The following is a 21,964-nucleotide window of genomic DNA, read 5'->3' on the forward strand; positions in this document are numbered from 1 at the left end:
AAACGTGAACCATGTGGATGTGGACGTCGCCGTCATCGGGGCCGGGCAGGCCGGGCTGTCCGGTGCGTACTTCCTGCGCAGGGCCGGGATGCGGCCCGACGAGGACTTCGTCGTCCTCGACCACTCCCCCGGCCCGGGCGGCGCCTGGCAGTTCCGCTGGCCGACGCTGACGTACGGCAGGGCGCACGGGGTGCACTCGCTGCCCGGCATGGAGCTGGAGGGCGCCGACCCCGACCGGCCGTCCGCGGAGGTCGTCGCCGAGTACTTCGACCGCTACGAGCGCACCTTCGACCTGCGTGTGCACCGCCCGGTCGACGTCTCCACGGTCGACGAGGGGCCGGACGGGCGGCTGCTCGTCGAGACCGACGCCGGCACCTGGGCGGCCCGCGCCCTGCTCAACGCCACCGGGACCTGGGACCGGCCCTTCGTGCCCCGCTACCCGGGCCAGGAGAGCTTCCGCGGCCGCCAGCTGCACACGGCCGGGTACCGCGGGCGCGAGGAGTTCGCGGGGAAGCACGTGATCGTCGTGGGCGGCGGCACCTCCGCCGTCCAGCTGCTGATGGAACTCCACGAGCCGGGCGGCGCGGCGGCGACGACCTGGGTCACCAGGCGGCCCCCCGTCTACCGGTCCGGCCCCTTCGGCGAGGACCAGGGACGGGCCGCGGTCGCGCTCGTGGAGGAGCGCGTCAAGCAGGGCCTGCCGCCCCAGAGCGTCGTCAGCGTGACGGGGCTCCCCATGACCGAGGCGATGGAACGCGCCCGCGAGCGCGGCATCCTCGAACGCCTCCCGATGTTCGACCTGGTCACCCCGGACGGCGTGAGCTGGGCGGACGGCCGCCACGTCGCCGCCGACGTCATCCTGTGGGCCACCGGTTTCCGTGCCGCCCTCGACCACCTGGCCCCGCTGCACCTGCGCGGGCCCGGCGGCGGCATCCGTCTGGAAGGGCTCACCCAGGTCGCGGGCGACCCCCGCGTCCACCTCATCGGCTACGGCCCCTCCGCGAGCACGATCGGCGCCAACCGGGCCGGCCGCAGCGCGGTCCGCGAGATCCGCGCCTACCTGCGGGGACGACAGACCGAAGCCCCGGACGCGCCCGGGACGCCGGAGCCGGTGGCCGCGGCCGGCTGACGGCGGGCCGCTCGCACCCCGTACGGGTTCCGCACGGACCGCGCACCCCGCCGGGAGGGATCAGCGGGCGGTACGGCCGCCCTTGCCGAGGGTGGAGGCCCGGACGACGAGTTCCGGCTGGAAGACGATGCGCCGGTGCTCGTGCTCCTCGGCCGCGTCCCCGGTCTCCTCGATGAGCAGGTCGGCCGCCGCGCGGCCCATCCGGTACGCGGGCTGCCGCACCGAGGTGAGCGGCACCGCGGCCGCCGCCGCGAACTCGATGTCGTCGTAGCCGACCAGCGCGATCTCCTCGGGCACCGTGATGCCCGCGGCGTACAGCGCCTGCAGCACGCCCAGCGCGAGCAGGTCGTTGGCGCAGAAGACGGCGGTCGGGCGGTTCGCCATCCCCAGCAGACGGGCGCCGGCGTCGCGCCCGGAGGGGACGTCGAGCCGCTCCGCCTCGATGTGCGCCAGGGACTCGGCGGGGAGCCCGGCGGCGGCGAGCGCGTCCAGGGCGCCGGTGCGCCGGTCCTGGCACTGGGCGAGGTGCATCGGACCGCTGACGTAGACGATGCGCTCGTGGCCGCGCTCGATGAGGTGGTCGACCGCCAGGCGGCCACCCTCGATGTCGTCCACGGACACCGAGCAGGCCTCGGCGCTCGGCACGACGCGGTCCACGAAGACGAACGGGATGCCGTGCCGCCGGAAGGAGGCGATGTTGCGGCCGCTGGTGTCCGCGGGCGTCACCAGGACGCCGCGCACCCGCTGTTCGGCGAAGAGCCCGAGGTAGTCGGCCTCCTCCGAGGGGCTCTCGCCGCTGTTGCAGAGCATCACGCCGAGCCCGGTCTCCCGGGCGGCCCGCTCGGCCCCGGAGGCGACGTCCACGAAGAAGGGGTTGGCCATGTCGAGCACGAGCAGCGCGATGATCCTGCTGCGCCCGGCCCTCAGCTGCCGCGCGGACTCACTGCGGACGTAGCCCAGTTGCTCGATGACCGACAGCACGCGGGCACGCGTGTCCTCGGAGACCATGTCGGGCCGGTTGATCACGTTCGACACCGTGCCGACCGAAACACCCGCCTGCCGGGCGACGTCCTTGATCCCCACCATGCGTGTCACGAGCTCCGCCCTACCTCCTGCCGCCGGCCCGCCGCAGGCCGCGGGTTCATGCTACGCATACGTGACCGCGTAGGTGCCCACTGTGTCCGGGTGGCCGAACAGTGACGGTGGAGCGGAACCATGTGTTCCGGAACGGAACGGGAGCCTCCCGGGGCGGGGCGGATCGCCGGCCGGGGCACTGCCCGGCGACGTCACGCCAGGTGGAAGACCTCCGTGAGCGGGCGCATGGCCTCGTCGGGCCTGGCCCCGTCCAGCGCTTCGAAGAAGTCCCCCATCTCCGCCTGCCAGCGGGCGTTCACGTCGGTCGCCGCCATGGCCTCCTGCGCGGCCGCGAAGTCCTCCGTCTCCAGGTAGCCGACGAGCAGGCCGTCCTCGCGCAGGAAGAGCGAGTAGTTGTGCCAGCCGGTGGCGGAGAGCGCCCCCAGCATCTCGGGCCAGACGGCGGCGTGGCGCTCGCGGTACTCGGCGAGCCGGTCCTTGCGGACCTTCAACAGGAAACAGACGCGCTGCACGGTCGGCCCTGGCCTCTCGGGTCTGATATGAAAGGTTTCAATCGATGGCAGGGACGTTAGGACACCCCGACATGGCTCGTCAATGGCACCCTCCGCGCCGCACAGACATCCGATCTCTACCCCACGGCGCGGTGCGAATACGGCAGTATGAGCCCACGGGTGGCCGTGCCGACCGTGAGGAGGCCGCATGCGCGTAGCACTGTTCGTCACTTGCGTGAACGACACGCTGTACCCCGAGACGGGGAAGGCCGTCGTGACCCTGCTGGAGCGGCTGGGGGTGAGCGTGGACTTCCCCGCGGCGCAGACCTGCTGCGGCCAGCCGCAGTTCAACACCGGCTACCGGCAGGAGACGGAGCCCCTGGTCAAGCGGTACGCCAAGGCCTTCGAGGGCTATGACTACATCGTCACACCGTCCGGCTCCTGCGCCGCGATGGTGCGTGACAACTACCCCCGCATCGGCGAGCGGGCCCGCGCCGAGGGACGCGGCGAGGGCCTCGCCGCGCTCGCCGCGTCCGTCGTGCCGCGCACCTACGAGCTGACCGAGTTCCTCACCGACGTACTCAAGGTGACGGACGTCGGCGCCTACTTCCCCCACCCCGTCACCTATCATCCGACCTGTCATGGGCTGAGGATGCTGGGGCTGGGCCGCCGCCCGCAGGAACTGCTCAGCCATGTGAAGGGGCTGGAGCTGGTCGAACTGCCCGGCGCCGAGGAGTGCTGCGGCTTCGGCGGCACCTTCGCCGTCAAGAACGCGGCCGTCTCCGCCGCCATGGGCGCGGACAAGGCCCGCAACGTCACCTCCACCGGCGCGCGCGCCGTGTGCACGGTGGACAACTCCTGCCTGATGCACATCGGCGGCACCCTCGCCCGGCTCGGCTCCGAGGTGCGGCCTGTGCACCTCGCCGAGATCCTCGCGTCGACCGAGGAGCAGCCCTACGGAGGCATCCGATGAGCGGCACCTACCTGGGCATGCCCGCCTTCCCCGTCGCCGCCGGCGAGGCCGTGCGCGACACGACGCTGCGCGGCAACCTGAGGCACGCCACCCACACCATCCGGGACAAGCGGGCCCGCGCCGTCGCCGAACTCGACGACTGGCAGCAACTGCGGTCGGCGGGCAAGGAGATCAAGGACGACGTCCTGCGCCATCTCGACCACTACCTGGTCCGGTTGGAGGAGGCGGTCACCGGCGCGGGCGGCACCGTCCACTGGGCCGCCGACGCGGACGAGGCCAACCGCATCGTGACGGACCTGGTCCGCGCCACGGGCGAGACGGAGGTCGTCAAGGTCAAGTCCATGGCGACCCAGGAGATCGGCCTCAACGAGGCGCTCGCCGAGGCCGGGATCTCCGCCTACGAGACGGACCTGGCCGAGCTGATCGTGCAGCTCGGCGACGACCGGCCGAGCCACATCCTCGTGCCCGCGATCCACCGCAACCGCTCCGAGATCCGCGACATCTTCAACGACGCCATGGGCCGCTGGGGCCGTCCCGCACCCGAGGGCCTGTCGGACTCCCCCGCGGAACTGGCCGAGGCCGCACGGCTCCACCTGCGGGAGAAGTTCCTGCGGGCCAAGGTCGGCATCTCCGGCGCCAACTTCATGATCGCCGAGACCGGCACCCTGGTCGTGGTGGAGTCCGAGGGCAACGGCCGCATGTGCCTGACGCTGCCCGAGACCCTGATCTCGGTGGTCGGCATCGAGAAGGTGCTGCCGCGCTGGCAGGACCTCGAGGTGTTCCTGCAGCTCCTGCCGCGTTCCTCCACCGCCGAGCGGATGAACCCGTACACGAGCACCTGGACCGGCACCACCGACGAGGACGGGCCGCGCACCTTCCACCTCGTCCTGGTCGACAACGGCCGCACCGACACCCTCGCCGACGAGGTGGGGCGCCAGGCGCTGCGCTGCATCCGCTGCTCGGCCTGCCTCAACGTCTGCCCCGTGTACGAGCGGGCGGGCGGGCACGCGTACGGATCCGCCTACCCGGGACCGATCGGCGCCATCCTCACCCCGCAGCTGCGCGGCACGGACACGGCGCTCGACGCCTCGCTGCCGTACGCCTCCTCCCTCTGCGGCGCCTGCTACGAGGTGTGCCCGGTCGCCATCGACATCCCGGAGGTCCTCGTCCACCTGCGGGAACGCGTGGTGCAGGGCGGTGAGGTGACCCGGGCGGGCAACAAGGTGACGCTCCGGCCCGCCAAGGGACACGCCGCCGAGCGGGCGGCGATGCGCGCGGCACGCTGGACGCTGGACCATCCGGCGGCCCTGCGCGCCGGCCAGCGGCTGGCGTCGCGGACCCGCAGGTTCCACCCCCGGCGGCTGCCGGGGCCCGGGAAGGCGTGGACCGACACCCGGGAGGTCCCGACGGTGCCGGCGGAGTCCTTCCGCGACTGGTGGCGACGCACCCGGGGGCCGGGCGCCACAGGCACGGGCACAGGCACGGGCACCGGCACCGGCACCGGCACCGAGAGCAGGGAGGGCACCAAGTGAGCACCCGCGACCAGGTCCTGGGGCGGATCCGCCGCGCCCTCGCCGACACGCACCGCGAGACGGTACCGGCGCGCGGCGCGGTGGACCGCGGCTATCTCCGCGTCCACGGGCGACGGGACGCGGCGGAGACCGCCGACCTGCTGGCCGAGAACCTCGCCGACTACCGCGCGATCGTCCACCGCGCCACCGGCGACGAACTCCCCGGCCGCCTCGCGGGCCTGCTCGCGGCCCGCGGCACCCGCCGGGTCGTCGTGCCGCCCGGCCTGCCGGAGCAGTGGCTCTCCGCCGTGCAGGGCGTGGAACAGGTGGCGGACTCGGCCGGGCTGACGGCACGCGAACTCGACGCGGTCGACAGCGTCGTCACCGGCTGCGCGGTGGCGATCGCGGAGACCGGCACCATCGTGCTGGACGGCGGACCCGACCAGGGGCGACGCAGGATCACGCTCGTCCCGGACCACCACGTCGTCGTCGTGCGCGTCCCGGAACAGGTCGTGGACTCGGTGCCGCAGGCACTGGAACGGCTGGATCCCGTGCGGCCGTTGACGTGGATCTCCGGGCCCTCGGCCACCAGCGACATCGAGCTGGACCGGGTCGAGGGTGTGCACGGGCCGCGCACCCTGGAGGTCCTGCTCGTGACGGACTGACCGCACGCCGCTCATTTGGCGTCCGCGTAGCAGTCGACCACGTGGGTCTGCAGGGGGAAGGGCACCGGCGTCGGGCCGAAGAGCAGGCGCCGGGCCTCCTCCGCGGACTCGGCGACGGCGCGCTCCACGTCGGGAGCCAGTTCCTGCGGCGTGTGAACGATGACCTCGTCGTGCAGGAAGAACACCAGGCGCGGCCGTCCTCCGAGGGCGGCCAGACGGCGGCGCAGGGAGGCCAGTACGGCCAGCGCCCACTCGGCGGCCGTCGCCTGGATGACGAAGTTGCGGGTGAAGCGTCCCCAGGCGCGGGCCTGCGCGTCGGTGAGGTCCTGCCGGTCGGCTGACGGGGCGGGTGAGGTGCGCCCGAGGTGGGACCGGACGACGCCGCCGCCCTCGCCGGTGCGGGCGGCGGACTCCACCAGGCGCATGGCGTCCGGGAAGCGGCGGCGCAGCACCTCGAGCAACGGCCCCACCTCGCCGCTGGTCTGGCCGTACATGGCGCCCAGCAGGCCGAGTTTGGCCCGGGCGCGGTCGCCGCCGAACGCGGTGCGCGCGAGGGCGGCGTAGAGGTCGCCCTCGGCGGCGGCCGCCGCCAGCCCGGGATCGCCGGAGAGGGCGGCCAGGACGCGCGGTTCCAGCTGGCCCGCGTCGGCGACGACCAGCCGGTGCCCGGGGTCGGCGACCACCGCGGCACGGATCTGCCGGGGGATCTGCAGGGCACCGCCGCCGCGGGTGGCCCAGCGGCCGGAGACGACTCCGCCGACGACGTACTCGGGGTGGAACCGCCCGGTGGGCGCCCACTGTTCGCGCCACGCCCACCCGTGGGCGCTGTGGATGCGGGAGAGCTCCTTGTAGCGCAGCAGCAGCGCGGCGGCCGGATGCCCGACCTCCCGCAGCACATGGGAGCGGGTCGAGCCGATCTTCACGCCCACGCGCTCGAAGGCGGGCAGCAGTTGCGCGGGAGAGTCGGGGTTGACCGGACGGCCCAACGCCTCCTGGATGCCGGTGGCGAGCTCGGACAGCACCTTGGGGCGGACGCCCCCGGCCGGCCGGGGGCCCAGGAGACCGGTGAGCACCGCGTCGTGGGCGGTGGCGCTCCAGGGCAGGCCGTCCCAGGTCATCTCGGCGGCGGCCAGGGCGCCGGCGGACTCGGCGGCGGACAGCAGGCGCAGCCGGTCGGGGTGCTCGGACAGGGCGATCCGGCGCTGCTGCTCGGCGTGGACGGCGACCACCGCCTCCAGCGGATCGGTGCCCGGCGGCAGATGGTGGCGGTCGGCGGCGAAGAGCACCGGCTGGTCGTCGGGGCCGCCCTCGCGCGCGTCGTCCGGCACGGGGAGTCCGCGCAGCCGGGCCCAGGCGGCGCCGAGCGAGCGCGGCAAACCCCAGCGCTCCTCGGAACCCAGCAGCAGGGACTCGACGAGCTTGAGGTCGTGGCACCGGGCCGGACGCGCCGGGGCGCGCTCCAGCAGCGGCGGGTAGATCTCGTCGGTCGCGGCCCACACCCAGCGCGGCGCCTGCCGCGCCTCGCGCTCGGCGACGGCCGCGGCCAGGTCGCCGACGCTCTGCGGGGGGCCGTCCGCGGTGCCGTCCTCGCGCAGCGCCTGCAGCCGCCCGCCGGTCCCCAGGGGATCGGCGACGGCGGCGACGGACAGGGTCCTGGGCGAGGTCACCGTTCGAGGGTAGAACGGGGCACTGACAGCGATGGGGCACCGACGCCCGCGGTCCGGTCAGGGGCGGCTGTCGCGGCTCACCTTCAGGGCCCACAGCACGAGCGGAGCCTGCAGCGGCAGCCTGGCCCAGGCCGCCTTCCGCAGCGGCGCGGGCCGGTCGCGCCGGTCGCGGGCCATCTTCACGTTGGCGGGGAGCACGGCGGTGAAGAAGCCGGCCGCCGGCCGCGCGCTCGCCCGGCGTGTACGGGGAAGGGCGATGCCGGCGGCGAGCGCCGGTTCCGCCGCGCCGCTGACGTGGGTCCAGGTGCGGGGCGCCCCGGGCAGGACGCGCGGAACGATCGCGTCGAAGGGCCGGGGCACCACGAAGTGCGCGGTGCCCGCGGTGGCGAGCAGTCCGGCCGGCAGCAGGGCGGAACGGTCGGACGCGGGCATCGGTGCCTCCTGCGGTCTGCGCGGCGCCGCTCGCGTCGGCGCCGCCGTCCTGTGCCGGGCGGGCGGTCGCCCGGGCCCGGGGATGCGCCTGCCCGCCCGCTCACGAGGTGGTGGCGGCCGGTCCTGCGAACGCCGGCAGGGCGGCGAACTCCGGCGCGACCCGGAGCGAGACGGCGAGCTGGGCCAGGGTGTCCCGGACCCGGGTGAGGGGATGCTCCGGGAAGTGCGCGTCGTAGTGGGGGGCGTCGCCCCAGTGGAAGGGGAGGCCCTGCCGCAGGTCTGCGGCGTACGGGTGGGGCATGAAGTAGCGCTCGGGGCCGAGTTCGATGAGCACCCGCGCCTCCCGGGTGCCGGTGGTGCCCTGCTCCAGGGCCTGCACCTTCACGACGGCGCTGCAGGAGGCGCGGGGCAGGGTGTAGCTGCCCAGGAACGCCTGCCCGGTGGGGCGGTCCGGCAGCGGGACCTTGATGACCTGGCGCAGCGTCGGGACCGTCCCCAGGTGGACGACGTCGGCCTCGATGAGGCCGCCGCCCGCCGCGGCCGTGTAGTGGGCCAGCGTGTGCCGCAGGCGCGGCAGGTCCTCCAGGGGCGCGGGTATGTCCGGCGGCACGTCGAACCAGTGCAGGCTGACGAGGTCGCCGTGGTCATTGGTCCAGGCGTCCGCCTCGATCTGCCGGTAGCCGGGGAGTTCCGCCCCCGCGATGGGTCCCATGGCCGAGGATCATGCCGTATGGACGAGTTGGGCGTCACGGCGGACCAGGGCGGCGTAGCGGCCGTCCATGGCGAGCAGTTCGTCGTGGCTGCCGCGCTCCACGATCCGGCCGTGGTCGAGGACGACGATCTGGTCGGCGTCCCGGACGGTGGACAGCCGGTGGGCGATGGTGATGGTCGTCCGGCCCGCCGAGAGGGCGTCGATGGCGTCCTGGACGGCGTGCTCGGTACGGGTGTCCAGCGCGCTGGTGGCCTCGTCGAGGATGAGGACCGGCGGGTCCCGCAGGATCGTCCGGGCGATGGCGAGACGCTGCTTCTCGCCGCCGGAGAAGCGGTAGCCGCGCTCGCCGACGACGGTGTCGTAGCCGTCGGGCAGGCCCGCGATGTGGTCGTGGATCTGTGCGGCGCGCGCCGCGGCGACGATCTCCTCGTCGGTGGCGTCGGGCTTGGCGAAGCGCAGGTTCTCGGCGACCGAGGCGTGGAAGAGGTACGTCTCCTGGGAGACGACGCCGACCGATGCGGCGAGCGTGTCGAAGGCCAGGTCGCGCACGTCGAAGCCGTCGAGCGTGACGCGCCCCTCGGTGACGTCGTACAGCCGGGGCACCAGGTAGCTCAGGGTGCTCTTGCCGGAGCCGGTGGCGCCGACGACGGCGAGGCTGCCGCCGGCCGGGACCGTCAGGTCGATGCCGTCCAGGGTGCGTGCGGACGAGGCCGCGTCGTAGGAGAAGCCGACGCCTTCGAAGCGGATGTCGCCGTGGACGCGCGGCAGGCGTACGGGGTCGTCCTTCTCGGTGATGTCGACGGGCAGGTCGAGGTACTCGAAGATGCGCTGGAAGAGCGCGAGCGAGGTCTGCACCTGGACGCCGGTCGACAACAGGCTGACGGTGGGCCGGAAGAGGCCCTGCTGGAGCGAGACGAAGGCGACGAGTGTGCCGATGGACACGGTGCCGCCCGCTCCGTGCACGGCGATCCCGGCGACCCAGTAGATGAGCGCGGGCATGGCGGCCATGACGACGCCGATGGTCGACATGCGCCAGCGGCCGGCCATGTTGGAGCGCACCTCGAGGTCGACCAGCCGGTCGGACTCCTCGGCGAAGGAGCGGCTGAGGGAGTCGGCGCGTCCCATGGTGCGGCCGAGGAGGATGCCGCTGACCGACAGCGACTCGGTGACGATGGCGGACATCGCCGCCATCTGCTTCTGGCGCTGGGTGGTGATCTTCTTGCGTTCGGTGCCGACCCGGCGGCTGATCCACACGAAGACCGGGAGCAGCAGCAGGGAGGCGATGGTCAGTCGCCAGTCCAGGGCGATCATGGCGACGACGGTGGCCACGACGCTGGTGAGGTTGGACACCAGCGAGGTCGCGGTGGAGGTGACGGTGGCCTGCATGCCGCCGATGTCGTTGGCTATGCGGGACTGCACCTCGCCGGTGCGGGTCCGGGTGAAGAAGGCGAGCGACATGCGCTGCAGCCGCTCGTAGACGGCGGTGCGCAGGTCGTGCATGACGCGCTGGCCGACCGTGGTGGAGATCAGGGTCTGCAGGACGCCGAAGACGCTGTTGAGGACGGCGGTGGCGATCATGCCGAGGGCGAGCAGGCTCAGCAGGCCGGTACGGCCCTGCGGGATCGCGGTGTCGAGGATCTCGCGCAGCATGAAGGGCGAGGCGACCGAGACGAGCGAGGCGGCGCCGACCAGGAGCCCGACGAGGGTGAGGCGGGCGCGGTAGGGACGGAAGAGCTGCAGGACGCGGCGTACGTCGGTGGTGCGGGCGGGGTCCTTGGGCGGCGGGGTCCACCGCGGGGCTTCATCGGGGTGCAAAGGGCCTCCGAAAGGTCCGGGCAGGGCAGGACGATGAGAGTGTAGTTCATTGTTACCTATACTCACAATGAACCGCATCCTGATACCCTCTGACCATGGAATCCCGCACCCCTGCCGCGGACAGCGACGAGACCACCGGGCGCCTCGCCGACCAGTTGCTGTGGCTGACCCGCCGGCTGCACCGCGCGCAACGGCGGCACCTGGAGCCGGTGGGCGTCACGCCCGCCCAGGCGCGCATGCTGCGCACGGTCGCGCACATCCTGGGGAGCGGGCCCGCGCCGCGGATGGCCGACCTCGCCGAGCGGCTGGACGTCGTGCCGCGCGCGGTGACGAGCCTGACCGACGCCCTGGAGGAGCGGGGGCTGGTCCGCCGGGCGCCCGACCCCGCCAACCGCAGGGTGGTGCGCATCGAGCTCACCGAGGAGGGCGACGACGCCGTACGGCGGCTGCGCCGAGCCCGCCGGGCGGCGGCCGAGGAGCTGCTCGCCCCCCTGGACACGGACCAGCGCGATGCCCTGACGGCGTTGCTCGCCGCCCTGGACACCGCGCCGGGTCGCTGCTGAGGTCCGGGACCGGGGCCGGCGCGCGGGGGCGTGCCGGCCGGGGCCTCAGGAGCGCCAGGTGTCGCTCAGCGTCACCTTGCCGCTCGCGGGGACGGTCGCCGTGCGGTTGGCGCCGGATTCCCAGGTGACGTTCCCGCTGCCGTCCTTCTTGACGTACTTGTACTCGAAGGACGTGCCCGCGCCCATGGAGACGTCGAGCTTCCACACCGGATAGGCCGCCGAGGACAGCGGCAGCGCGCTCCCTGTGTTCCAGTTGCCGAGCGCGGCGTTGTTGCCGACCACGTACGCGTTCTGGCCCCACACCGTGGTGGCGTTGACCGAGAAGGACGCGCCGCTCGCGGGTGTGGTGCCGCCGCCTCCCGTGCCGCAGGGGGCGCCGGCGTAGAGCGCGACCGCGTCGTTGGCGCCGATGGTGGCGGTGAACCTGCCGTCGGATCCGACGGTGTAGGTGGCGCCGCCGTGCTGCACGTCGCAATAGGTGCCGGCGGGCAGCGAGGTGGTGAAGGTCTGCGTCAGCGGGCCGCTCTCGTGGTTGATCGCGACGTAGCCCTTGCTGCCGCGCCCGAAGGCGATGGCGTTGTTGCCGTTGGACCACCAGTTGGTCACCGCGGTGCCGGCCACCGTGTTGCGGAACCCGACCATCCCGGCGATCTGCGGCCAGGCGTGCTGGCACTTCCAGCCGTCGCTGTAGCAGGCGTTGACGGAGCCGCCGTTCGGCGGCCCGGCGTCGTTGTCGGAGAGCTCGTAGCCGGAGTGGACGTTCGGCGAACCGTAGGGCCAGGCCAGCATGTAGACGTTGGCCAGGGTGTAGGTCGCGCCGGCCTTGTAGTTGAGGGTCGAGCCGTTGCGCTCGGTGTCCCAGTTGTCGACGAAGGTGCGGGAGCTGCCGCTCGGGAGGTAGCCCGCGCCCCATGAGGCGCCCCAGTTGCTGAGGTAGGCGAGCTTCTCACTGGTGAAGATCCGCTTCAGGTCGTACGCGCCCTGGAAGGCGTCGACGTCACCGGTGCCGGTGTACTCGCCGGGCTGCACGGCCTCCCCGGAGCCGTAGATGACCTCCTGCGCCCAGAAGACGGAGGGGTTGCTGAGCTTGGCCTTGATGGCCGCGAGGTCGGAGGCCGCGATGTGCTTGGCGGCGTCGATGCGGAATCCGTCGACGCCCAGCGCGATGAGGCCGTTCAGGTATGCCGCGATCGTCGAGCGCACGTAGTCGCTGCCGGTGTTCAGGTCCGAGAGCCCGACGAGTTCGCAGTTCTGGACGTTGTCGCGGTTGGTGTAGTCGGTGATGTTCGTCCGGCAGGAGTGGAAGTCCTGGTTCTGGTAGTACCCCGGGTAGGTGTACTTGCTGTACGACGTGCCGCCGGTGCCGGTGCCCGAGCCGGCGCTCATGTGGTTGACGACGGCATCCGCGACGACCTTCACCCCGGCGGCGTGGCAGGTGTCGACCATGTTCCGGAACGCCGTGCTGTCGCCCAGCCGGCCCGCTATGCGGTAGCTGACGGGCTGGTAGGAGGTCCACCACTGCGCGCCCTGGACGTGCTCCTGGGGCGGCGACACCTCGACGTAGCCGTACCCGGCCGGCCCGAGGGTGCTGGTGCACTCCTTGGCGACCGAGGCGAACTTCCACTCGAACAGGGTGGCCGTGACGTCCTTGCTTCCGGGCGGCGCTGCGTGGGCCGGCTGCTGCGAGACGCCGACGAGCCCGGCGGTGCCGAGCAGGGCGGCCAGACCCGCGCGCAGAAAACGCGATCTCATGGTGCGGCTCCTTCGTGTTCGGGCACAAAGGTGCCCCGAAGACAGCCACGCGCCGGGCCATCGAGTGTGGGGGCGGGGTTCCCGCCCGTGGGAACTCCGGGTAGGAGACTGGCGCCACGGGCGGGTAGCGTCAATACGTCGCGTGGAAAAACTTTCAACTTCTTGCGGAAACAGGCTGCTTGGCTCTTGCGGCGGCTTTCCGGCCCTTGCGGAGCCTCCTGTTGATCAGCCGTCAGGCCGCCAGGTGCGCGCGGTCCCCCATCACCACGACCGGGTGGAGCGCCGGGTCGAGCGTACGCAGCAGGTACTCCATGTCGGCCTTGGACTGGCTGACGCAGGCCGACGTGCCACTGCCGTGGTCCATGTGCAGCCAGATGCTTCCGCCCTTGGACTGGCCCTGGGGGCGGGTCGGGTCGAGCGGGGAGGTGCCCTTGACCCGGTTGTAGTCGATGGCGATGACGAGGTCGAAGTCGTGCCAGTGCGACCGGGACCACGACCGCGGCGCGGCGAAGGCGGATGAGCGGTGGTATGGCAGCCGGGAGTCCGGCTCGGCCAGCACGCCGCCGGCGTCCGACAGCGTGAAGACGCCCACCGGGCTCTTCCTGTCGCCCTCGTGGTGGTCGGTCGTCCAGCCGCGCTTGCCGTTGTGCCCGGGCCACGAGCGCTCGCGCTTCCACAAATCGCCCTGCCGGGTGTACAGCACGATGGTCGAGTCCGCGGAGCCCGCGCCGTCCCCGTACACCGCGACGACCTGACGGGCCTCGCCCGGGATACGGTCCCGCAGCGCGGCGCCGACGCCCGGGATCGCCCGCGTGGCGGCCGCCTGGGTCGCGCGCGGCCGCTGCTTCTCCACGGTCCGCCCCGAGGCGTCCTGGTGCCCGTCGGTGCTCCCGGCGCAACCGGCGAGCAGCACCAGCGCCGCCGCGACGACCACCGTCCCCGCCCCACGCATCACTCGAACCGCCCCTCTTCCGTGCAGTCGCGTTCCATCTTCGCACCCTCCGGTGGGGACGGACGGGAGCCGCCGGCCGTTCCACCCGACGCGGGAAAAAACGGGTTGAATTCGTCACGCCGGTGACGCGACGCTGACACGTCCGCTCCCACTCCAGCACCGATGTCGGGACGTCATGTCGCTACGCGCTCTCCCCCATGCCGACCCGGGTGTCCCCGACGCCCGCTCCGGCTTCCGTCTCCTGCTCTGGCTGGAACGGCGCCAGATCGGCGGCCAGGTCAAGGCCGCACTGTGGGGCACCCTCCACATGGCGGCCGTCGCCTGCTTCCCGGCCGCCGTCGGCATCGCCGTTCAGGCCGTCGTGGACGGCTCCGGCGGGCGCCTGGCGCTCGCGGGCGGCCTGATCCTCGCCCTGGGCGTGGTGGCCGCCGTCGGCGACACCATGCTGCACCGCACCGCCGTCACCAACTGGATCACCGCGGCCGCCCGGGTGCAGCTGCTGCTGTCGCGCAAGACCGTGGAACTGGGCTCGCTGCTCACCCGGAGGGTCGCGGCCGGCGAGGTCGTCGCGGTGAGCACCGGGGACGTCGAGAAGATCGGCTGGTTCGTCGAGGCGCTGGCCCGCTTCGCCTGCTCCGTGCTGGCGACCGTGGGCGTCACCGTCGCCCTGCTGGTCTACCGGCCGGAGCTCGGGCTGATCGTCGCCGCGGGCGTCCCCGTACTCGCCCTGTCCGTCCTGCCGTTGCTCCCGCACGCGACACGGCGCGCCGACGAACAGCGCGCCAAGGCGGGCAAGGCCACCGAACTCGCCTCCGACACCGTGGCCGGGCTGCGCGTACTGCGCGGCATCGGCGGCGAGGAACTCTTCCTGTCCCGCTACCGGCAGGCCTCCCAGGAGGTCCGCGGCGCCGCCGTCCGCAACGCCCGGATGTGGGCGCTGATCAGCGCCGTGCAGGTGGCCCTGCCCGGGCTGCTGCTCCTCGCGGTGACCTGGTACGGCGCCCGGCTCGCGCTGGAGGGACGGATCGCGGTGGGCGAACTGGTCACCGTCTACGGGACGGTGGTCTTCCTGCTCTTCCCGCTGCGGGGCTTCGAGGAGATCGCGATGGCGTACTCCTTCTCACGGCCGTCCGCCACGCGCGCCGCCCGGGTGCTGGCCCTGCGGAGGGACGGCGCGGGCGGCGACCGCGGGACCGTCAGGCACCCGGACGGGCTGCCCACGGGTGACCTCCACGACCCGCTGACGGGGCTGTTCGCGCCCGCCGGGGAACTGACCGCCGTGGTGTGCGGGGACCCGGACGCCGCGGGCGCGCTCGCCGACCGGCTCGGCGGGCACTCCCGGGACGGGTCCGGGAACACCCCCTCGGTGCTGCTCGGCGGTACGGCGCTGGAGGACCTGCCGCCAGCGGCGGCCCGCGCGGCCGTGCTGGTCCACGACAAGGACCCGGTGCTGCTGTCCGGGACGCTGACCGATCTGCTGGACGTGCCCGCCTCCGGTCGGGTCACCTCGGCCGAGGCGCTGGCGGCCGCGCAGTGCGGCGACGTGCTCGACGCGCTCGCGCAGGCCTCGGTGGACGCCGGCGGGGACCCGATGCGGTCCCGGATCACCGAGCGCGGACGCTCGCTGTCGGGCGGCCAGCGGCAGCGTCTGGCGCTGGCCCGGTCGCTCGTCGCCGATCCCGGCGTCCTGGTGCTGGACGAGCCGACCAGCGCCGTCGACACCCACACCGAGGCCCGGATCGCCCAGGGCCTGAAGGCGCTGCGCGCCCAGCGGACGACGGTGGTCCTCACCTCCAGCCCCCTGCTGCTCGACCGTGCGGACCGGGTGGTGTTCGTCGAGGACGGCGCGGTGCGCGCGTCCGGCACGCACCGCGAACTGCTCCGCACCGACCTCGGTTACCGCGCCGTCGTCACCCGCGAGACCGAGCCGGAGGCCGGGGAATCCGCACCACTCGAGAAGGCCGAGGGAACCGCATGATCGGCGTGGAACCGCCGCAGTACGACCCGGCCGCGCCGCGGCACGTCACGACCCTGCCGGTGGGCTCGCCCGCCACGGTGCGCGGCTACGTCGCCGAGCTGGCCCGGCGGCACCGGGGCGCGTTCGCCGTCCTCGTCTCGGTCAACGCCGTCGCCGTCCTCGCCTCGATGGTCGGCCCCTACCTGCTGGGCCGGCTCGTCGAGGACCTGGCGGCGGGCCACCGCGACCTGCACATGGGACGCACCATGGCGCTGTTCGCCGCGGCGCTCGCCGTGCAGACCGTGTTCGTCCGGGAGGTGCGGCTGCGCGGCGCGGTCCTGGGCGAGCGGATGCTGGCGGACCTGCGCGAGGACTTCCTCGTACGGTCCGTGGGGCTGCCTCCGGGGGTCCTGGAGCGGGCGGGAACGGGCGACCTGCTGTCCCGCATCACCACGGACATCGACCGGCTGTCCAACGCCATGCGCGAGGCCGTCCCCCAGCTGGCGATCGCCGTGGTGTGGAGCGGCCTGCTGCTCGGCGCGCTGACGGCGACCTCGCCGCCGCTGGCACTGGCGGTGCTGGTGGCCGTCCCGGTGCTGCTCGCCGGCTGCCGCTGGTACTTCCGGCGCGCTCCGAAGGCGTACCGCTCCGAGGCGGCCGGCTACGCGGCCGTCTCGGCCGTCCTCGCGGAGTCGGTGGACGCCGGGCGCACCATCGAGGCGCACCGGCTCGGCGACCGCCGCGAGGAGCTGTCCCGAACGCGGATCCGGCAGTGGGTGGCGTGGGAGCGCTACACGATGTGGCTGCGCAGCGTGCTCTTCCCGGTGATCAACGCGACGTACGCGCTCATCCTCGCGTCGGTGCTGCTGATCGGCGGGACGCTGGTGCTGCACGGCCGGATGACGGTGGGCGAGCTGACGACGGGCGCGCTGTACGCGCAGATGCTGGTCGACCCGGTCAACCTCATCCTGCGCTGGTACGACGAGCTGCAGGTGGCGCAGGTGTCGCTGGCCCGGCTGGTCGGCGTCCGGGAGGTCGAGCCGGGAGCCGGGGACGAGCGGGTGACGCCGGTCGGCCGCGACGTCCACGCCGACGAGGTCCGGTTCGGCTACCGCGCCGGCAGCGACGTGCTGCACGGGGTGAGCCTGCGGGTCCGTCCGGGCACCCGGCTGGCCCTGGTCGGGCCGTCCGGGGCGGGCAAGTCGACGCTGGGGCGGCTGCTGGCCGGGATCTACAGTCCGCGGGCCGGCGAGATCACCCTCGGCGGCGCCCAGCTGGCCCGGATGCCCGCGGAGCGGGTCCGCGAGCACGTGGCCCTGGTCAACCAGGAGCACCACGTCTTCGTCGGCACCCTCCGGGACAACCTGCTGCTCGCCCGGGCGGGAGCGGGCGACGAGGAGCTGTGGGCGGCGCTCGCCGCGGTCGACGCCGACGGGTGGGCGCGGGCACTCGACGACGCCCTGGACACCGAGGTCGGCTCGGGCGGCACCGCGCTCACCCCGGCCCAGGCGCAGCAGGTGGCACTGGCCCGGCTGGTCCTCGCCGACCCGCACACCCTGGTGCTGGACGAGGCGACCTCGCTGCTGGACCCGCGTGCGGCGCGCCACCTGGAGCGGTCGCTGGCCCGGGTGCTCGACGGCAGGACCGTGGTGGCCATCGCGCACCGGCTGCACACCGCGCACGACGCCGACCTGATCGCGGTGGTCGAGGACGGCCGGATCAGCGAGCTGGGCAGTCACCACCAGCTGGTGGAGGCCGACGGTGCCTACGCGGCGCTGTGGCGGTCCTGGCACGGATAGTGCGGACCGGCACGGCGCCGCGTCACGGCACGGCGGTGTGGCGGTGTGGCGTGGCAGGGGCTCTCAGCCGAAGAACAGGGCCCCGGCCGCGCCCACGCCGCCGATCACGAAGAACACCGGCGTCAGCACCTTGACCTCGACCTTGCTGCCGGCGCGGAAGCGCATGAACTTGGGCGGGCCGAGCGGGTACCAGCGCCGGCGCCCGATCGGGATCGGCCACAGCACGGGGCAGCCGGACACGGTCAGGGCGTCGCCGATGCAGTGCACGATGGAGCCCAGCACAATGGGGACGCCGATCCACAGGTAGTGCTGGCCGGGCTCGGTGAACAGCCAGGCCTTGCCGCTCTCGGTGCTGTCCAGGGCGTCCGCCAGCACCCAGGCGCTGGTCGCGCCGAGCAGCCAGACCAGGATGTCGCTGGAGACGCGGGCCTGCCGCCACAGCAGCCCCTCGACGGCCAGTACCGCGTGCACGAAGAGGATGACGAGCACTGCCCACCGGCCGCCCACCAGGGCCAGGCCGGAGGCCGCGGCGCCCATCAGGACCGCCCACAGCCATGTGTGGGTGAGGGTGCGGTGTCCGCCCTGGCGTACGGGGTCACCGGGCTTCCGGGTCCTCTTGTAGGTGGCGAACGACAGCTTGTCGATGATCTCGCACAGCCCGCGCGATATGGGGCCGAAGGCCCGCGAGATCGTCGCCGCCTTGTGGTCCAGGTCGGGGGCGAGCGCCGCGCCGGCGCAGATCAGCGCGCCCACCACGATGGTCGGCCACGGCATCGGATGACCGAGCCCCGCGGAGACTGCTCCCACGGACAGCCACGCTGCCGCTCCGGAGATGGAGTGTGCCGGTCCCATCATGGTGTGTGTCCCGCCCTTTCGGCCCGCTCTGACAGCGGACTTGACGCCCAGTCGACGGCACACCATACCGTCGGCCGATCTTCGTGTGCGCCGCCGGTTCCTCCCCTGGTCCCCGGGACAGGCAAGATGGTGGTGTGACCCTCATCGATCAGCTGCCTTCCGAGCCCGATCCCGACGCCCTCTTCGAGGCCTTCTCGTCCTGGGCGGAGGGCCGGGGCATCACGCTCTATCCCGCCCAGGAGGAGGCGCTGATCGAGGTCGTGTCGGGTGCGAACGTCATCCTGTCGACGCCCACGGGTTCCGGGAAGAGCCTGGTCGCGGCGGGTGCGCACTTCGCGGCGCTGGCCCGGGACGAGGTCACCTTCTACACCGCGCCGATCAAGGCCCTGGTGTCGGAGAAGTTCTTCGACCTGTGCAAGCTCTTCGGCACCGAGAACGTCGGGATGCTCACCGGGGACGCCTCCGTGAACCCGGACGCGCCCGTCATCTGCTGCACGGCCGAGGTGCTGGCGTCGATAGCGCTCCGGGACGGCAAGGACGCCGACATCGGCCAGGTCGTCATGGACGAGTTCCACTTCTACGCCGAGCCCGACCGGGGCTGGGCGTGGCAGATCCCGCTGCTGGAGCTGCCGCAGGCCCAGTTCCTGCTGATGTCGGCGACGCTCGGCGACGTCACGCGCTTCGAGAAGGACCTCGCGCGCCGCACCGGCCGGCCCACCTCCGTGGTGCGCTCGGCGACGCGGCCGGTGCCGCTGTCGTACGAGTACCGGCTCACCCCCATGACCGAGACGCTGACCGAGCTGCTCGAGACCCGCCAGGCCCCCGTCTACATCGTGCACTTCACGCAGGCGGCCGCCGTGGAGCGGGCGCAGGCGCTGATGAGCATCAACATGTGCACGCGCGCCGAGAAGGACGCCATCGCCGAGCTCATCGGGAACTTCCGCTTCACCACGACGTTCGGCCGCAACCTGTCCCGGTTCGTCCGGCACGGCATCGGTGTGCACCACGCCGGCATGCTGCCCAAGTACCGGCGCCTGGTGGAGAAGCTGGCGCAGGCGGGCCTGCTGAAGGTCATCTGCGGCACGGACACCCTCGGCGTCGGCGTGAACGTGCCGATCCGCACCGTGCTCTTCACCGCCCTCACCAAGTACGACGGCAGCCGCGTGCGTGTGCTGCGGTCCCGTGAGTTCCACCAGATCGCGGGCCGCGCGGGGCGCGCCGGCTTCGACACCTCGGGCTTCGTGGTGGCCCAGGCGCCGGAGCACGTGATCGAGAACGAGAAGGCCCTCGCGAAGGCCGGCGACGACCCGAAGAAGCGCCGCAAGGTGGTCCGCAAGAAGGCGCCCGAGGGCTTCGTCGCGTGGACGGAGAACACCTTCGAGAAGCTGATCGCCTCCGACCCCGAGCCGCTCACCTCCCGCTTCCGGGTGACCCACGCGATGCTGCTGTCGGTCATCGCCCGCCCCGGCAACGCCTTCGACGCGATGCGGCGGCTGCTGGAGGACAACCACGAGGACCGCAGGTCCCAGCTGCGGCACATCCGGCGGGCCATCGCGATCTACCGCTCGCTGCTGGCGGGCGGGGTCGTGGAGCGGCTGGACGAGCCCGACGAAGAGGGACGCATCGTCCGGCTGACGGTCGACCTGCAGCAGGACTTCGCGCTCAACCAGCCGCTGTCCACCTTCGCGCTGGCCGCGTTCGAGCTGCTGGAACCGGAGTCCCCCTCCTACGCGCTGGACATGCTGTCGGTGATCGAGTCGACCCTCGACGACCCCCGGCAGATCCTCGGCGCCCAGGAGAACAAGGCGCGCGGCGAGGCCGTCGCGGCGATGAAGGCCGACGGGGTCGAGTACGAGGAGCGGATGGAGCGGCTGCAGGACGTCTCCTACCCCAAGCCGCTGGAGGAGGTGCTGTCGCACGCCTACGGCGTCTACCGCAAGAGCCACCCGTGGGTCGGCGACCACCCGCTGTCGCCCAAGTCGGTCGTGCGCGACATGTACGAACGGGCGATGACTTTCTCCGAGTTCGTCTCGTACTACGAACTGGCCCGGACCGAGGGCATCGTGCTGCGCTACCTGGCGGGGGCGTACAAGGCGCTGGAGCACACCGTCCCGGACGACCTGAAGTCCGAGGACCTGCAGGACCTCATCGCCTGGCTCGGCGAGCTGGTCCGCCAGGTCGACTCCAGCCTGCTCGACGAGTGGGAGCAGCTCGCCAACCCCGGCGAGATGACGGCCGAGGAGGCCCAGGAGCGGGCCGACCAGGTCAAGCCCGTCACGGCCAACGCCCGCGCCTTCCGGGTCCTGGTGCGCAACGCCATGTTCCGCCGGGTGGAGCTGGCGGCGCTGGAGCGGTTCGGCGAACTCGGCGAGATGGACGCCTCGTCCGGCTGGGACGCGGACGCGTGGGCCGAGGCCATGGACGCCTACTGGGACGAGTACGAGGACCTGGGCACCGGGCCCGACGCGCGCGGTCCGAAGCTGCTGCAGATCGAGGAGCGTCCCGGCGACGGGCTGTGGAAGGTCCGCCAGACCTTCGCGGACCCGGAGGGCGACCACGACTGGGGCATCTCCGCCGAGGTCGACCTCACCGCCTCCGACGAGGAGGGCCGCGCGGTGGTCAAGGTGACGGGGGTGGGGGCACTGTGACCTCGGGGAGGACCTCAGGGGCCTCCGGGGACTCACGACCGGCCACCCGCACGAAGGAGCGCACCCGATGACCAACCCCGCCGAGCGGCTGGTGGACCTCCTCGACCTGGAGCGGATCGAGGAGGACATCTTCCGCGGGCAGAGCCCGCAGGAACGCCTCCAGCGGGTGTTCGGCGGCCAGGTGGCGGGCCAGGCGCTGGTCGCGGCCGGACGCACGACGGACGGCACCCGTCCGGTGCACTCCCTGCACGCGTACTTCCTGCGCCCGGGGCGTCCCGGGGTGCCGATCGTGTACCAGGTGGAGCGGATCCGCGACGGCCGCTCCTTCACCACGCGGCGCGTGGTCGCGGTGCAGCAGGGCCGGACGATCTTCAACCTCACCGCCTCCTTCCACGTGCCGGAGCCCGGGTTCGAGCACCAGCTGCCGATGCGCGAGGTCCCGGACCCGGAGAGCCTGCCGAAGCTGAGCGACGAGCTGCGGGAGCACCTCGGCGAACTCCCCGAGCAGCTGGAGCGGATGGCGCGCCGGCAGCCGTTCGACATCCGCTACGTGGACCGGCTGCGCTGGACCGCCGCGGAGGTCGAGGGCGCCGAGCCGCGCAGCGCGGTCTGGATGCGCGCGGTGGGCCCGCTCGGCGACGACCCCCTGGTCCACACCTGCGCCCTGACGTACGCCAGCGACATGATGCTGCTGGACGCGGTGCGCGTGCCGGTCGAGCCGCTGTGGGGGCCGCGCGGCTTCGACATGGCCTCGCTGGACCACGCGATGTGGTTCCACCGGCCGTTCCGCACCGACGAGTGGTTCCTGTACGACCAGGAGTCCCCCGTCGCGACCGGGGCACGCGGCCTGGCCCGCGGCCGCATCTACGACCGCGAGGGCCGCCTGCTGGTCTCCGTGGTCCAGGAGGGACTGTTCCGCAAGCACGGCGACTGACCCCTCCGCGCCGG

18 protein-coding genes are annotated in these 21,964 nt (G+C 73.0%); 9 read left to right on the forward strand and 9 right to left on the reverse strand.

Annotation, left to right across the window (positions count from 1 at the left end):
- Nucleotides 1–13: 13 nt before the first annotated feature.
- Nucleotides 14–1,129, forward strand: a complete 1,116-nt coding sequence (locus tag ACZ7MY_RS19045) for an NAD(P)-binding domain-containing protein (protein WP_499603294.1) — start codon at nt 14–16, stop codon at nt 1,127–1,129.
- 60 nt (nt 1,130–1,189) lie between these two features.
- Here the strand turns inward: ACZ7MY_RS19045 and ACZ7MY_RS19050 are convergent, their stop codons facing one another.
- Nucleotides 1,190–2,215 (reverse strand): LacI family DNA-binding transcriptional regulator, encoded by a 1,026-nt coding sequence (locus tag ACZ7MY_RS19050; RefSeq protein WP_499603295.1) that lies wholly within the window; start codon nt 2,213–2,215, stop codon nt 1,190–1,192.
- 200 nt (nt 2,216–2,415) lie between these two features.
- A complete protein-coding gene (locus tag ACZ7MY_RS19055) occupies nt 2,416–2,736 on the reverse strand; it encodes an L-rhamnose mutarotase (RefSeq protein ID WP_499603112.1) in 321 nt (106 codons plus the stop codon).
- Nucleotides 2,737–2,923: 187 nt separating this feature from the next.
- Here ACZ7MY_RS19055 and ACZ7MY_RS19060 point away from each other — a divergent pair, with 187 nt between their 5' ends.
- The 3 genes from ACZ7MY_RS19060 to ACZ7MY_RS19070 are packed head-to-tail and all read left to right on the forward strand — an operon-like array spanning nt 2,924 to nt 5,864.
- Nucleotides 2,924–3,688 carry a (Fe-S)-binding protein gene (locus tag ACZ7MY_RS19060; RefSeq protein ID WP_499603113.1) on the forward strand — a complete coding sequence of 255 codons (765 nt, stop codon included), beginning with the start codon at nt 2,924–2,926 and terminating at the stop codon, nt 3,686–3,688.
- Nucleotides 3,685–5,220, forward strand: a complete 1,536-nt coding sequence (locus tag ACZ7MY_RS19065) for a LutB/LldF family L-lactate oxidation iron-sulfur protein (protein WP_499603114.1) — start codon at nt 3,685–3,687, stop codon at nt 5,218–5,220. Before ACZ7MY_RS19060 ends, ACZ7MY_RS19065 begins: the two co-directional genes overlap by 4 nt.
- Entirely contained in the window at nt 5,217–5,864 is a 648-nt protein-coding gene (locus tag ACZ7MY_RS19070) for a LutC/YkgG family protein (RefSeq protein ID WP_499603115.1), read from the forward strand. Before ACZ7MY_RS19065 ends, ACZ7MY_RS19070 begins: the two co-directional genes overlap by 4 nt.
- A gap of 11 nt (nt 5,865–5,875) precedes the next feature.
- On the opposite strand, the gene ACZ7MY_RS19075 is transcribed toward ACZ7MY_RS19070, so the two are convergent.
- The 4 genes from ACZ7MY_RS19075 to ACZ7MY_RS19090 form a co-directional block, all read right to left on the reverse strand.
- Entirely contained in the window at nt 5,876–7,531 is a 1,656-nt protein-coding gene (locus ACZ7MY_RS19075; protein ID WP_499603116.1) for a bifunctional 3'-5' exonuclease/DNA polymerase, read from the reverse strand.
- 57 nt (nt 7,532–7,588) lie between these two features.
- On the reverse strand, nt 7,589–7,963 hold the full coding sequence (locus ACZ7MY_RS19080) for a DoxX family protein (RefSeq protein WP_499603117.1): 375 nt from the start codon (nt 7,961–7,963) through the stop codon (nt 7,589–7,591).
- Between the two features lie 100 nt (nt 7,964–8,063).
- Nucleotides 8,064–8,675, reverse strand: coding sequence for a hypothetical protein (locus ACZ7MY_RS19085; protein WP_499603118.1), 612 nt, complete (start codon nt 8,673–8,675; stop codon nt 8,064–8,066).
- A gap of 9 nt (nt 8,676–8,684) precedes the next feature.
- Nucleotides 8,685–10,490 (reverse strand): ABC transporter ATP-binding protein, encoded by a 1,806-nt coding sequence (locus tag ACZ7MY_RS19090; protein WP_499603119.1) that lies wholly within the window; start codon nt 10,488–10,490, stop codon nt 8,685–8,687.
- Nucleotides 10,491–10,585: 95 nt separating this feature from the next.
- Between ACZ7MY_RS19090 and ACZ7MY_RS19095 the strand changes: the two genes are divergently transcribed.
- Nucleotides 10,586–11,053: a MarR family winged helix-turn-helix transcriptional regulator gene (locus tag ACZ7MY_RS19095; protein WP_499603120.1), complete on the forward strand. Its 468-nt coding sequence runs from the start codon at nt 10,586–10,588 to the stop codon at nt 11,051–11,053.
- Between the two features lie 45 nt (nt 11,054–11,098).
- Here ACZ7MY_RS19095 and ACZ7MY_RS19100 read toward each other — a convergent pair whose 3' ends face one another.
- Both ACZ7MY_RS19100 and ACZ7MY_RS19105 read right to left on the reverse strand, forming a co-directional pair.
- Nucleotides 11,099–12,805, reverse strand: a complete 1,707-nt coding sequence (locus ACZ7MY_RS19100) for a carbohydrate-binding module family 20 domain-containing protein (RefSeq protein WP_499603121.1) — start codon at nt 12,803–12,805, stop codon at nt 11,099–11,101.
- Nucleotides 12,806–13,037: 232 nt separating this feature from the next.
- Nucleotides 13,038–13,757, reverse strand: a complete 720-nt coding sequence (locus ACZ7MY_RS19105; RefSeq protein WP_499603122.1) for a hypothetical protein — start codon at nt 13,755–13,757, stop codon at nt 13,038–13,040.
- Nucleotides 13,758–13,932: 175 nt separating this feature from the next.
- Between ACZ7MY_RS19105 and ACZ7MY_RS19110 the strand changes: the two genes are divergently transcribed.
- Complete coding sequence (locus ACZ7MY_RS19110) at nt 13,933–15,735, forward strand: ABC transporter transmembrane domain-containing protein (protein ID WP_499603123.1); 1,803 nt, start codon at nt 13,933–13,935, stop codon at nt 15,733–15,735.
- The gene (locus ACZ7MY_RS19115) at nt 15,732–17,513 is read left to right on the forward strand and encodes an ABC transporter ATP-binding protein (protein ID WP_499603124.1); all 1,782 of its coding nucleotides are present in this window, start codon (nt 15,732–15,734) and stop codon (nt 17,511–17,513) included. Before ACZ7MY_RS19110 ends, ACZ7MY_RS19115 begins: the two co-directional genes overlap by 4 nt.
- A gap of 63 nt (nt 17,514–17,576) precedes the next feature.
- Here ACZ7MY_RS19115 and ACZ7MY_RS19120 read toward each other — a convergent pair whose 3' ends face one another.
- On the reverse strand, nt 17,577–18,368 hold the full coding sequence (locus ACZ7MY_RS19120) for a metal-dependent hydrolase (RefSeq protein WP_499603125.1): 792 nt from the start codon (nt 18,366–18,368) through the stop codon (nt 17,577–17,579).
- 134 nt (nt 18,369–18,502) lie between these two features.
- On the opposite strand from ACZ7MY_RS19120, the gene ACZ7MY_RS19125 reads away from it, so the two are divergent.
- On the forward strand, nt 18,503–21,016 hold the full coding sequence (locus ACZ7MY_RS19125) for a DEAD/DEAH box helicase (RefSeq protein WP_499603126.1): 2,514 nt from the start codon (nt 18,503–18,505) through the stop codon (nt 21,014–21,016).
- Between the two features lie 67 nt (nt 21,017–21,083).
- Nucleotides 21,084–21,950: an acyl-CoA thioesterase gene (locus ACZ7MY_RS19130; RefSeq protein ID WP_499603127.1), complete on the forward strand. Its 867-nt coding sequence runs from the start codon at nt 21,084–21,086 to the stop codon at nt 21,948–21,950.
- Nucleotides 21,951–21,964: the final 14 nt, after the last annotated feature.

The organism is Streptomyces sp. NPDC111520, from assembly GCF_055635295.1.

Bases quoted from the DNA above. Each gene is read 5' to 3' on its own strand.
- ACZ7MY_RS19050 (WP_499603295.1), bottom strand. From the start codon at position 2,215: ATGGTGGGGATCAAGGACGTCGCCCGGCAGGCGGGTGTTTCGGTCGGC.
- ACZ7MY_RS19060 (WP_499603113.1), top strand. From the start codon at position 2,924: ATGCGCGTAGCACTGTTCGTCACTTGCGTGAACGACACGCTGTACCCC.
- ACZ7MY_RS19065 (WP_499603114.1), top strand. From the start codon at position 3,685: ATGAGCGGCACCTACCTGGGCATGCCCGCCTTCCCCGTCGCCGCCGGC.
- ACZ7MY_RS19080 (WP_499603117.1), bottom strand. From the start codon at position 7,963: ATGCCCGCGTCCGACCGTTCCGCCCTGCTGCCGGCCGGACTGCTCGCC.
- ACZ7MY_RS19085 (WP_499603118.1), bottom strand. From the start codon at position 8,675: ATGGGACCCATCGCGGGGGCGGAACTCCCCGGCTACCGGCAGATCGAG.
- ACZ7MY_RS19095 (WP_499603120.1), top strand. From the start codon at position 10,586: ATGGAATCCCGCACCCCTGCCGCGGACAGCGACGAGACCACCGGGCGC.
- ACZ7MY_RS19100 (WP_499603121.1), bottom strand. From the start codon at position 12,805: ATGAGATCGCGTTTTCTGCGCGCGGGTCTGGCCGCCCTGCTCGGCACC.
- ACZ7MY_RS19105 (WP_499603122.1), bottom strand. From the start codon at position 13,757: ATGCGTGGGGCGGGGACGGTGGTCGTCGCGGCGGCGCTGGTGCTGCTC.
- ACZ7MY_RS19110 (WP_499603123.1), top strand. From the start codon at position 13,933: ATGTCGCTACGCGCTCTCCCCCATGCCGACCCGGGTGTCCCCGACGCC.
- ACZ7MY_RS19115 (WP_499603124.1), top strand. From the start codon at position 15,732: ATGATCGGCGTGGAACCGCCGCAGTACGACCCGGCCGCGCCGCGGCAC.
- ACZ7MY_RS19120 (WP_499603125.1), bottom strand. From the start codon at position 18,368: ATGATGGGACCGGCACACTCCATCTCCGGAGCGGCAGCGTGGCTGTCC.
- ACZ7MY_RS19130 (WP_499603127.1), top strand. From the start codon at position 21,084: ATGACCAACCCCGCCGAGCGGCTGGTGGACCTCCTCGACCTGGAGCGG.